Origin of the sequence: Methanobacterium paludis (assembly GCF_000214725.1) — an archaeon.
GTDB classification, from domain to species: Archaea; Methanobacteriota; Methanobacteria; order Methanobacteriales; family Methanobacteriaceae; genus Methanobacterium_C; species Methanobacterium_C paludis.
On record NC_015574.1, the window covers coordinates 1,395,257 to 1,408,547 of the forward strand.

Sequence of the window (13,291 nt, forward strand, 5' to 3'; positions counted from 1 at the left end):
AACTATTTTGAATATCTATTTTGATATTATAAAAAATGATCCCAAATAAGAGTATTGAATAAAAATTTAGAATCATTTTAATACCTTAAAACAATTATCAGATTGAAAATTTCTATAAAAGTTTCCACCTTACAGATTTATAACATATATAAAATAATTTTCATTGTAGTAAAACCTACAACTCTAAAGATTATTGGACTTTACAAATTATAAAGTAATTATTTTCATATACAACCGTCATATAACTAGGAAGTATGTTATTGATATTAGATGAAATATCTTCACTGTAATAAAACAGCTTATAAAATTTGCCATCATATTCTACTTTATAAAGTGTTCCGTTATCTGAATTAAAGGATAGTCTTTTATCCAAAACAACATAACCAATTTTATTTTTTTCAAAGAAAGATTCAGAAAGGTTTTTATTGAAATATTTAAATTTTGTATCACTAGCAAGAGACATTCCAGTCTGGGAAGTTACATAGGTGAGTGGAAAAAGATCATTGGACAGTATACTTTTATTTTTGTCACCGTTTTCATTGAACCAATTTACAAGATCCTCCTCTGAAGAAGAGGGTGGTGCAATCTGAAATGAGCCATATTGATTTGTAATTTCAAAAGAACTTATTAATGGATTTTCTACAGTCAAAACTCCATCAAATGTGGCCAATACAAAAATTGATATTAAAAATGCAGTTCTGAAGTTTTTGGAAGAGAATCTTTTGTAATCCTTGAGTTTATGGTAAACACTGCTTATACCAAAACCTCCCAGAATGGAAACAGGGATTAGAAGATAGACCAGTAAACGATAGGATATGCTGTTTATACCGTTTATACCAAATATGTATGCATTGATCAATAGAATAATTGTAAAAATCCATGTAAGGATAACTATATCTCTTTTTTGTCTTCTTTTAATTGCAGCAACGGCCCCAATTAAACCAAATATCAAAGTTAAAACACCAAGATTTCCATAGCTTGATATTTTTAAAGGTTGACTAGAAGCAACAGACGAAGTGGAAAATGCTTCTTGAACTCCGTGGTTTAAAATGTTGGAGAAAATATTTGTTAACCCTGGAATTAGTCCTAATAGAAATATCAGTAAAGTTAGGATAAGTAGGATTAAGGGAATGACAAGAAATACACCATAATTTTTAAAACTATGAATATTTCTGTAAAAAATCAATTCAACCACTGTAATTGCAGATATTACTAAAAATAAGATTAAAGGAGCACTTTGATGGATTAAAAGGATGATTATCAACAAAGATCCTGCCAGGACTGAATACTTGAGTGATTTTTCTTTTAAGGAATGATAATAGAAATAAACTGCTAAAGGAAAAAATATTAACGCCAAATTTTCTGGCAGGGGAAAAATGAGACGATTTCCTAGAAGCAAACTGGATAAAATCAAAAAGCCCGTGGATATTCCTGCAATGGTTCCATAAAATTTGCGACTTACATAAGAAACTGCCAGTACAATGAACATAACTAAAAATGGTTGAATAAACCTGGCAACCTGGAATAGATCAGCTTTTGTTACCATACCTATTGAAGCTATTAAAAAGTCAAAAAGCGGAGGATAACTTATTTTTTGACCCAAAGGTGCGTTTAATAATGGATTTGTTAAAACAAATCCATATTGTGCATAAACTTGAGCATATTGTACTTGGTAAATTGCATCCCAGCTTAAAGGCCATTGATATTTCAAAGTTGGAATCAAGACCAAAAAAAATGCTATTACAGCAGGTATAATAAAAATCAAACTTTTGAACTTTTTGGTAATTTCCATTTTATCACAAATTAATCAATACTGTGGATTTTTAATGAATTTAAGGTAAGGTAAACATAGTTCATATTACGTTATAAATACTTTGCGTCAGTCATAAAATAAGTATTCTACGTAATTGATAAAAATGAATTAATTATATGTAGCCCATATGGGAACTCTTTTACAAAAACTCCTTAAAATTCCATTTAAAACTTAAAATTAATTATAAAAATTCAAATTATAAATTACTTCAGATACACTAAGTTTAAATATAGTTAATTTCTTATATAATCGCCTATGGAGCTTTATAGAGAGTTTATACATAAATTAAGCACAAAACTTAATAAAAACTGGCCACTATTTATAGCTTTATCCATATTCTGGATTACCATTATATTGTTATCTGTTATTTCTCTTAAAATGAATCACGGCCATTTTGTTTACGGTCTTGATGATGCGTATATACACATGTCAATTGCGAAAAATTTTGCAATTCATGGTGTTTGGGGTGTAACTGAATATGGATTCACTTCTTCTTCATCTTCTCTTCTATGGACTCTTATAATATCTGTTATTTACTATTTAACAGGTGTAAATAATTTAATTCCTTTCATAGTAAACATTATTCTAGGCTCACTCACGATCTGTATAGTTTACTATATCCTTAAATCCCTAAAAATTCGCCCTATTTATACTTTAATAGTTTTACTTGGCATTATATTTTTTGCACCGATCCCCTACCTGATCTTTATTGGAATGGAACACATTCTACAAATAATTTTGGTAACTTCCTACCTTTATCTTTCAGTTCAAATTTTAACAAATTCAAACTCGAAACCTTTAAATGATTACTTATTATTACTATTAACGGTTCCTTTAGCATTGGTTCGCTATGAAAGTTTATTCCTAATTGTTATTGTAGCATTTTTATTTATTTTAAAAAGAAGATTCAAATATGCTTTTCTAATTGTAGGATTTGCAGTTCTTCCTTTAGCAATATATGGGCTAATTTCAGTTTTAAATGGATGGTCTTTTCTACCAAATTCCTTAATAATCAAAAGTTCAATAATCAAAAGTTCCATTAATACCATATCTAATACTGCTCCTGATTTAACTAAATCTTACTCTAATTATATCCCCAAAACAATCACCAGTCTTATAACTTATTCAATGGCAATTATCTCTGCTATTCTTTTCTTAACACTCGCCACATTCCGTTTTAAGAAAAGCAAAACCATATGGGAAGTCCCAACTCTTTGGTTGGTAATCACAGGAACATTGATGTTTATACAACTTATATTTGTTAACAATGACTGGATGTTGAGATACACAGCTTATTTAGTGGTTTTAGGATTAATAGCAATAACATTAGGAGTATCCGATTACATACCAGAAAAATTATATTTCAAATTTAACAAGAAATCTATGACCAAATATTTAGGAATTATCCTACTTCTAATCCTTTTATTATCGCCATTTGCAATTAAAATGTATGATCTAGCAATCACACCACAAGCCACAAATAACATTTATGAGCAGCAGTACCAAATGGCTTTATTTTTAAAAGAATACTATCCAAATGAGTCAGTTGCAGCAAATGATATTGGGCTCATTAACTATGATACAAATATTAAATGTTTGGATTTAGTGGGTTTAAGTAGTAATGATATAGCACAGGCACATGAAAACGATACTTTTGATGCAAGCGAAGTGTATAAACTAGCCAACCAGCATGATGTTAAAATAGCCATAATTTATGATGAATGGTGGACTGGAGATGTACCTTCAAGTTGGATCAAAGTTGGGGAATGGACAACTCCTCATAATGTAATTTTGGGAGGCAGTACAGTTTCATTCTATGCAACTTCCCCACAGTATGAAAATGAGTTAATCCAAAATCTAAAATCATTCTCTCCTAAATTACCAGAGGATATTGAACAAAATGGTCTTTACACAAACAGTTAAATTACCAATGTTTGAGGTTCCCCTGATATTTGGTGATTAACTTATAGTTTTACCATATCCTTTAATTTAAACCCCTCTTTATACATATAAAACAACCATAAAACATCTTTATATACATATTATGGATTATTGTTCCATATTTTTTACATATATCTTGAATGATCGAATGTTGTTGATCAATTTCTGGATTTAATCCTGTATTCTTCTTTAAAAATTATTTTAAATTCAATTGTACTCTTCTTACAGTATTTCTTTTTACTTAATACAAGGCTGTCCCATAGTCCCGAATTTACAAAAAAATAAGGCAAATAAAGCTTTAAATTCAAAAATAAGCAAAATTATAAATGTCAAACGTAATCATAAGACAGCCTCAATATTTAACTAAAAAACTAAAAATTTAGTTAGTTTCAATAATTGAAAATTTTAGGAAAGGATGTTTGAGATCTAAAAAAAAAGAAAATTTAAATAAAAAATTGGATTAATGATACATTTTATCCCAGAGATCCTGCAGACAGGATCAAGATAAAGAATATTGACTCTATTACGAAGTGCAGACATCTATGGTAAAGAGGTTTCAATTCAAGCCCTGAAAACTCGTGGTAAAGATCTATAACCATATGAATTGCAGCACCGAGTATTCCAATTTCAAGCGAGAAAAACACAATTGAAAGCACAATACAGTGAAATACAGCTTCCAGAGCCTCGTGAACTATCCACATCCTTATGTTGGAAACAACGGTTTTCTTAACCAGCCCTGCAAGTACTATATAAAAATCAAAAAATACATTCCACATTATCCTGCTGTGTACTTCGTCGCTTATTGCAAGAACAACTGCTATGTAAAACCACAAGATTTCCATTCGGTATCACCATAAATACATAAACTTTATAGATTTTTATTAGCAACAAATGATTCAATTTATACAATTATTGTTAAGTATTTACCTTGTTGCTAAGTATGTACCAACTCATTAAATATTCTTTACATATGGAAGTGGTTTTCATCCTAAAATAAGTTATCGTAAATCTTTCTACACATTATCAGTTTTCTTACAGTATCAATGGATGGGAGGATAATTCTGTAATTATTATGTTAAATAACAGTAATTTTTTCTCATTTGTTACAAATTTAACATTTTTATGAAAAAACTTTATTTTTGATAATATCCCAAATTAAGCCATAAAACCACTTTAAATCATTTGTATATACAATAATTTATTTATGGCATCACATTTTCATAATTTTTCCTTTTAAATTTATTTAGATCAACGTAAAAATCAATTATAGCATATAAATATTGCTCTTTTGAACTTTCAACAAGCCCATGAGTCCACTTAGAAACATATTTATCTGCAGAAATACTATTAAGCATATCCATTAATTTAGAGTATAATATTAAGAACTATAAAATTGTTAGCAAATGATTTTATCTGTAACATATTTTATCTTAAAACATATAGGATAGTAGTGAATTACTTATCTAAAACCATATAAATTAGTTTATCTTTATTCTTAAACTTATAATAAGCTTATAATTTAAAAAGGAGAAATGAAATGACCAAAGACGACATTCCAAAGGACTACGATCACAAAAAAGAGGTTGAATGGCAAACCCAGTGGCAGAAAGCCAATTTACACAAGTTCACAGGTGATGGAACCAGACCAAGGTACATCATAGACACTCCACCACCATATCCAACAGGTTCAATACACATGGGTCACGTCCTTAACTGGGCTTACATAGACATGATAGCACGATACAAACGCATGAACGGATTTGACGTGCTGTTCCCACAGGGATGGGACTGTCACGGTCTTCCAACTGAGGTTAAAGTGGAAGAAACCCAGGGAATACGAAAAAACGACGTTCCGAGGGATGAATTCAGGAAGATGTGCATAGAACTCACACAGGAGAACATTGCAAAGATGCGAACCCAGATGCAGTCACTGGGATTCTCACAGGATTGGTCAAGGGAATTTGTAACCATGACCCCGGAGTACAAGAGAAAAACACAGTTATCTTTCCTTAAACTCTATAATCAGGGCCTTATATACAGGGCAGTTCACCCTGTAAACTGGTGTCCTCGCTGCGAAACTGCAATTGCATTTGCAGAGGTCGAATACAATGAAAACCAGACCTACCTCAACTACCTCGAATTCCCTGAAACTGATGGGGAGGGAAATGTTCTGATAGCAACAACAAGGCCAGAACTTCTCTGTGCCTGCGTTGCCGTTGTTGTACATCCTGAAGATGAAAGGTACAAACACCTTGAAGGTAAATACGTAGAACTGCCCTTGTACAAACGTAACGTTAAGATAATTACAGACAGGGACGTTGATCCTGAATTCGGTACTGGAGCCGTTATGATCTGTACCTTCGGTGATAAAACAGATGTATCATGGGTAAACAGGTACGACTTAGATATAATTGAAGGAATTGATGAGCAGGGAGTAATGAAAGAAGTTTCAGGGAAATACACCGGGCTCACAATTCCAGAGTGTAAAAAAGCCATAATTGAAGACCTTAAATCTGCAGGATACCTCACCAAACAGGAAAAGGTAGACCAGAACGTCGGCCTCTGCTGGAGATGCAAAACACCAATAGAAATACTGGTAAAAAAACAGTGGTTCGTGGCAGTAAAAGAGCTTACAAGTCAAATTAAAGAGGCAACAGATGAAATGACCTGGATGCCCGAGCACATGAAAACCCGGCTTTTAAACTGGACAGGTTCCATGGACTGGGACTGGTGCATATCCCGTCAGAGACTGTTTGCAACCCCAATACCAATTTGGTACTGTAAAGACTGTGGAAAAGTGCAGTTACCATCCCCTGAGAACCTTCCAATTGACCCAACAGTTGACAAACCAAAAGAAGCATGTGAATGCGGATGCAGCGAATTTATAGGTGAAGCCGATGTTCTGGACACATGGATGGACAGTTCCATAACACCCCTTGTGAATGCAGGCTGGCCTGAACCCGACTTCAAAAAATTTTATCCTGCAGATTTAAGGCCGCAGGGACACGATATCATAAGGACATGGGCATTTTACACAATCTTGCGCTGTAAGGCACTCACAGGTGAAAAACCATTTGAAAGCATAGTTGTAAACGGTATGGTTTTCGGAGAAGACGGCCATAAAATGAGTAAATCCCTGGGCAACGTCATAGCTCCAGAAGAAGTTATTGAAGAGTACGGTGCAGACGCCCTGAGACTCTGGGCTGCAAACAGCGTGCCTGGTTCAGATGTTCCATTCGCCTGGAAAGATGTTAAACACGGTTACAAGTTCTTAAGGAAATTCTGGAACGCCTTCAGGTTCATAAACATGCACATAGCAGAGTTTGAAGTGGAAGGATCCGAAGAAATGATTATAGAAAATCTCAAACCACTTGATAAGTGGGTTCTATCCAAACTGAACCGTCTGGTGGATGATGTGACTGTCGCACTTGAAACCTACAACTTTGCAGAAGCCAGAAATAGGATACAAGCATTTGTATGGCATGATTTCTGTGATGAGTACATAGAAGCTGTGAAATACCGTTTATACACAGATTCTGAGGAAATGGCACTCTCAAAAGAGGCAGCTCAGTACACCCTTAAAACAGTCATAGAAACCTCCCTGAAAATTATGTCACCTTTGACACCCCACTTCACCGATGAAATTTACCAGTACATAGGTGATGAACGAGATGAGAATGTTAGTATCCATACAACATCATGGCCTGCAGTTAAAAAAGATTTAGTTAGTGATGAATCGGAAGAAACTGGTAAAACTGGTGTAACATTAATAGGGGATGTAAGGAGATTTAAATCATCTTCTGGAATGCCGTTGAACACTCCAATAAAATCCACAACCATTTATACATCCAAAAAGGAGTTATATGATAAATTAAGTGGTTTAAAAGAGGATATAATGGGTACAATGAGGATTAAAGACCTTAAAATAGAGATGGGAAAACCTGATGTCCAGGAAAAGGTTGTTGAATTAGAACCAGTTATGGCAAAGATAGGGCCGGAATTTAGAGGAGATGCTCCTAAAATCGTCAAATATTTACAGTCTGCTGATCCGCAGGAGGTTGCAGAGGTCCTTGATAGGGATGGTCAGATTTCAATTGAAGGTTCTGTTTTGACATGGGATTACATAGAATCCAGAAAAGAAGTTATTGGGCGAACCGGTGAAAAAGTTGAAATACTGCAGTCAGAGGAACTTGATGCAGTGCTGGAAGTAGTAAGAAACTGATTTATTTGAGTTAATTAAGTAAAAGAGTTTAAGTAACTTGATTATATCGGAGTAAAAGTTGAGCTAAAAACTGAATCTAGGCAAAAAATTGAGTAAAAGCGGGGTTGTATTTAAGTAAAAACCGGATTACCCGATCAAAACAGTGTTATCATAGGAGATAGTGATTCAATGGAACTTACAGTCCAACAGGCAGAGAGAATTGAAGGAATTGTTAAAGCTCCTCCATCTAAAAGTTACACCCACAGGGCATTTATAATAGCTGCCCTTGCAGAAGGAAAGTCCATAATCAGGGATCCTCTCTACTCAGAGGATACCAACGCATCTCTGGACGCATGTAGGGCCTTCGGATCTGAAGTTCAGGTTGATGAAGATGATGGTCACTGTACAATCAAAGGAGTTGGGGGACAGCTTAAAACCCCTGAAAATGTTTTAAATGTTAAAAACTCCGGTACAACCCTGAGAATAATGACCAGTGTCTCTGCACTTGCTCCGGGGTACACTGTTTTAACAGGAGATAAATCTTTAAGGAAACGTCCAATGCAGGACCTTTTAGATTCACTTAAACAACTTGAAGTATCTGCTTTTTCAACCAGAAACAATGGAATGCCACCTGTGATTGTTAAAGGCGGTTTTAAAGGTGGTAAAACTGAAATAAAAGGTAATGTAAGCTCTCAATTCATATCTTCAATCCTTATAGCCTCACCCTATGCAGAAAATGCTGTAAACCTCCATGTTAAAGGAAAATTCATATCAAAACCCTACGTTGACATGACCCTGGACATTATGAGGAAGTTTGGAGTACAGGCAGAATATGAAAGATCCGAAAGTTCATTTCACATTGAACCTCAAAGCTATAAAAAACGCAATTACACCGTTGAAGGAGATTACTCTTCAGCTTCTTATATAATTGCAGCTGCAGCTGCCCTCAAATCAGATGTTACTATTAAAAATCTTCTACATGATTCAAAACAGGGCGATAAATTGATAGTTGACATTGTCCAGGATATGGGTTGTGATGTTAAAGTTAAAAGGGATGAGGTTAAGATATCTGGACATGGGAAGTTAAAAGGAGTGGATGTGGATCTGCAAAATGCCCCGGATCTTCTGCCCACAGTTGCAGCCCTTGGAAGTATATCCCATGGCAAAACCAGGATAACTGGAGTTGAACATGCACGTTACAAGGAAACAGACCGGATCCAGACCTGCGCATCTGAGCTTTCAAAATTGGGAGTAAATGTTCAGGAAGAAAAAGACGGCCTTCTGATTGAAGGAGGGGTTCATGGTGGTGTTGTTGACTCACATATGGACCACAGGCTTGTTATGGCGCTTTACATAATCGGGCTGAAGGTTGGAAATGTTACAATTAAAAATGCATCTGTCTACGACGTTTCATTCCCCAAATTCCCCGAGATCATGAAAAAACTTTGCAGGCAGGAAAATGACACAAAAAAAGGATACTAAAATCGTTATCTTCGGGTCTTACAATTCTGGAAAGACAACCACCCTTGAGAACATATGCGAGAAAAAAGCCAAAGTTGAATATAAAGGCACAACTGTAGCCCTTGACTATGGGAACACCGTAATCAACGGCGAGAAAGTTCATATCTTCGGAACTCCAGGCCAGGAAAGATTTGAATTTATGCGTGAAATACTCTCAAACGGCCTCAACGGTGCAATTCTTGTCATAGACAACTCAAAAGGGATTACAAGTGCAGAAGAGGTTATACTGGAAAACTTAATTAATAGAAACATTCCTTACGTTGTATTTGCCAATAAACAGGATTTAAATCCAGGATTTCCTGAATTTGAAGGTATAAATAAGGAGGTTCCTGTTATACCAACTGTGGCCCTTAAAGGGAAGGGTATAAACGAGGGCTTGAACCTGCTTCTTGACATGATAAACAATGAAGCTTAAATCATCTGTTAAACTCTATTTTCAGGCTCCAATTAACTTACAATCCAGGATTAGATTAATCCTAATTAGGTTAACCCAATTAGATTACAATTGAAATAATTTAATAAATCTTTAAAACAATTATTTACTATTACTAAAAAGAAGAAAATGAGGTGGTACAGATTCCAAAAAGAATTGAAGAGATAGTAAAGCGTCTACAGGAAGAGTACACCCTCAGGATCTTTGAAGACAGCGACCCTTTTAGAGTTCTTATACGAACTATTCTATCCCAGAGGACAAGGGATGAGAACACAGACGCTGCATCAGCATCTTTATTTGCGAGATACCCTACCGCCAGGTTGATTGCAGATGCACCAATTGAAAATATTGAAATTTTGATTAAAAAATCCGGTTTTTATCATGTTAAAGCCAAAAGGGTGAAGGAAGTATCTAAAATTATCCACGAAGAATATGATGACGTGGTTCCAGATGATATGAAGGAACTTTTATCGCTTCCGGGGGTTGGACGGAAAACTGCAAACTGCGTTCTGGTTTATGGATTCCACAAAGATGCCATACCCGTGGATGTGCACGTGCACAGGATATCAAACCGGATCGGGCTTGTTGACACCAAAACTCCAGAACAGACTGAAGTTGAGCTCATGAAAACCGTGCCCAGGAAGTACTGGCTTCCATTAAACGACCTCTTGGTGCAGTTCGGGCAGACCATCTGCAGACCAATTGGACCGAAGCATGAAATTTGCCCGATAGCAGATCTCTGCGACTACTACAATAACTTGGAAAAAGAATAAAGTTTCAATAACTGTTTTTATTTAGATATTATTTATACAAAAACTTAATTTAGAATTAATTTACTTACTATTAGAATTTAATTTTAATCTACTTTAAAAGTTAATTCAGTTCAGTATTAATTAATTACTTAAACTCAACCTCCATAATAACTTTTGAGGTTTCTGCTGTGTTCCTTTTTTATTTGGAACTTAGAAATTACCATAAAACTATTAATATCAAATAGATAGATAATAAAACAGGAAAATTGAGTATTAGTATTTCAAAATATTTTTTATGGAAATAGATGGAATATAAATCTAATATTCAGATTTAATAAGGATTAAGCCATGGAGAACTGCAATGAATCTATATGCATTCATATCCATTTTTGCATCGATTTTAACCATCTTCCTTGGTAATTTCATTTATTACAAAAATCCAAAAAACAGATTGAACCAGTTAATAGCCATTTTATGCTTTTTAGTAGCTTACCTTTCATTTGTTAACTTTAGTTTGAGGAATGCTGAAAGTTACTATACTGCCTACTTATGGTTAAAGGCAAGTGTTCTCTGGCCTTTGATGACGCCACTTATTTTAACCATAGTTTTAATGGCTACAAAGAATGATCTTTTGAAAAACAGGATATTCTTAGTGTTGCTGTACATTCCATCGATTATAATTTCCATATTACAATTTACAACCAACCAGATCACAAGCAACATTATGGTAATGGAGTACTGGGGCTGGACAAGTCCTACAGCTTTTAATTCTCCAGTTTTATATTTGAGCATGTTATGGATCACCCTTTTGGGAATTACATCAATAACTTTGTCTTATTTGCACTACAGGAAAAGTAAGGGTCTTGAAAAACAACAAACATTCTATATACTAATGGGTTTAACTGTTGTGATAATTTTATCTCTAATTACCGAGGCAATTTTACCCTTAAGTTCAATAGAATTTCCAGGTATTACCTACTTCGCAGCTGCATTGGGACTCCTTCTTGTTTCATATGGAGTAAGTCAGTACAAATTGCCAGCTTTAACACCGGCAATTGCAGCCGATGAAATTGTTTCAACAATAACCAACTTCCTCGTAATAACAGATGACAACCATGAGATTAAATACATAAATCCAGCGGGTTTAAAGCTTTTAGAATATCGTTATGAAGAGATAGAGGGTAAAAATCTTAAAACAATTCTTCCAAAGCACGGAAGTCTGGATTCAAAGAGTTTAAATAGTTCTATAAACATCTCTGAAACCATTTTAAGGGATAGAAATGGAGAGGACATTCCCATATTACTATCAACTTCAGTTATATCAAAAAAATCAAGTTTGCTGGGCATTTTATATATGGGAACTGATATAAGGGAAAGAAAAGCTGTTGAAAGGAAGAAAAAGGCCCTTTCCAAACAAACCATTGTCAGGCAAGGTGTTCTGCTTGAACTTTACAGGGAAGATATATTTGATCTTGAAACAACCCTGAAAAAGCTTACAAAAACAGATTCCAGGACTCTTGATGTGGATCGGGTCGGTGTCTGGTTTTTCAAAAAGGATAAAACACTTATAGAATGTTCTGACATTTACATTTTAAATGAAGACCGCCATGAAGTAGGATTAACATTTAAAAAAGAGGATTATCCTAAGTACTTAGAGGCCCTTAAAAAATCCCACAACATCACTGCAAGAAACGCACAGAAACACCCTGTCACATCAGAATTTTCAGATTCGTACCTGAAACCAAACAGGATCCTTTCAGTGATGAATGTTCCAATATGGCTTCAAGGAGAAATGATTGGTATTTTAGCTCATGAGCAAACAAGAAACCTGAGAGAATGGACCTTGGAAGAGCAGGACTTTGCTGCATCCATTTCATACATGATATCTCTCTCATTAGAAGCTTCCAAACGGGAAAAGGCACAAAAACAAATTATCAATTCCTTGGAAGAGAAAGAGGTTCTGATTCGGGAGGTTCATCACCGTGTTAAAAACAACATGCAGATCATCTCAAGCCTCCTCAGCCTGCAGTCCAGCACCATTGACAACAAAAAAATGAAGGATATTCTCGAAGAGAGCCAGAACAGGGTTAAATCAATGTCAATGATACATGAACAACTTTATCAATCAGAAGACCTTGTAAAAATTGATTTCAGTAGCTACGTTAACGGCCTCGTAAAAAACCTCTTCCAAACTTACTCAACTGTTTCGCAAATTGAATTGGATGTGGATGTTGATGAAGAAGTTAAACTAAACATTGAAACGTCAATACCCTGCGGACTCATCATAAACGAACTGGTAAGCAACTCATTAAAACATGCCTTCAAAGATGGTATCAATGGAAAGATCTGGGTTAAAATGAAGAAAAAAGACGATCAAATTATCTTAAAATTGATTGATAACGGTGCTGGACTTCCAGATGATTTCCAATTAGAAAAAACCTCAACACTAGGTTTAAAACTTGTTAACGGTTTAGTTGAACAGATAAATGGGAAAATAGAGGTTAACACTGAACATGGCACATCTTTCATCATAAAGTTCAGGGAACTGGAATATAAACGGCGGGTGTGAAGTTAAAACATATTTGTAAATTAAAATATTAGTTAATCTAAAATATCAGTTAATCTGTAAT

The 13,291-nt window shown here is 34.7% G+C and carries 8 protein-coding genes; 6 read left to right on the plus strand and 2 right to left on the minus strand.

The genetic code is table 11. The features are described 5' to 3' along the window. Window positions 1-190 precede the first annotated feature (190 nt). A complete protein-coding gene (locus tag MSWAN_RS06465; protein WP_013825819.1) occupies window positions 191-1,792 on the minus strand; it encodes a hypothetical protein in 1,602 nt (533 codons plus the stop codon). Window positions 1,793-2,068: 276 nt separating this feature from the next. Here MSWAN_RS06465 and MSWAN_RS06470 point away from each other — a divergent pair, with 276 nt between their 5' ends. Further along, window positions 2,069-3,736 carry a hypothetical protein gene (locus MSWAN_RS06470; protein WP_013825820.1) on the plus strand — a complete coding sequence of 556 codons (1,668 nt, stop codon included), beginning with the start codon at window positions 2,069-2,071 and terminating at the stop codon, window positions 3,734-3,736. Window positions 3,737-4,227: 491 nt separating this feature from the next. On the opposite strand, the gene MSWAN_RS06475 is transcribed toward MSWAN_RS06470, so the two are convergent. Next, complete coding sequence (locus MSWAN_RS06475; protein ID WP_013825821.1) at window positions 4,228-4,596, minus strand: hypothetical protein; 369 nt, start codon at window positions 4,594-4,596, stop codon at window positions 4,228-4,230. Between the two features lie 695 nt (window positions 4,597-5,291). On the opposite strand from MSWAN_RS06475, the gene MSWAN_RS06480 reads away from it, so the two are divergent. From MSWAN_RS06480 to MSWAN_RS12270, 5 genes are all read left to right on the plus strand, one after another. Then, window positions 5,292-7,976 (plus strand): valine--tRNA ligase, encoded by a 2,685-nt coding sequence (locus tag MSWAN_RS06480; RefSeq protein WP_013825822.1) that lies wholly within the window; start codon window positions 5,292-5,294, stop codon window positions 7,974-7,976. A 168-nt stretch (window positions 7,977-8,144) separates the two neighbouring features. Continuing rightward, on the plus strand, window positions 8,145-9,437 hold the full coding sequence (gene aroA / locus MSWAN_RS06485; RefSeq protein WP_013825823.1) for a 3-phosphoshikimate 1-carboxyvinyltransferase: 1,293 nt from the start codon (window positions 8,145-8,147) through the stop codon (window positions 9,435-9,437). Further along, the gene (locus MSWAN_RS06490) at window positions 9,415-9,891 is read left to right on the plus strand and encodes a GTP-binding protein (protein WP_013825824.1); all 477 of its coding nucleotides are present in this window, start codon (window positions 9,415-9,417) and stop codon (window positions 9,889-9,891) included. The genes aroA and MSWAN_RS06490 overlap by 23 nt, the downstream gene beginning before the upstream one ends. Window positions 9,892-10,043: 152 nt before the next feature. Next, entirely contained in the window at window positions 10,044-10,682 is a 639-nt protein-coding gene (locus tag MSWAN_RS06495) for an endonuclease III domain-containing protein (RefSeq protein WP_013825825.1), read from the plus strand. A 340-nt stretch (window positions 10,683-11,022) separates the two neighbouring features. Continuing rightward, the gene (locus MSWAN_RS12270) at window positions 11,023-13,230 is read left to right on the plus strand and encodes a histidine kinase dimerization/phosphoacceptor domain -containing protein (protein WP_013825826.1); all 2,208 of its coding nucleotides are present in this window, start codon (window positions 11,023-11,025) and stop codon (window positions 13,228-13,230) included. Window positions 13,231-13,291: the final 61 nt, after the last annotated feature.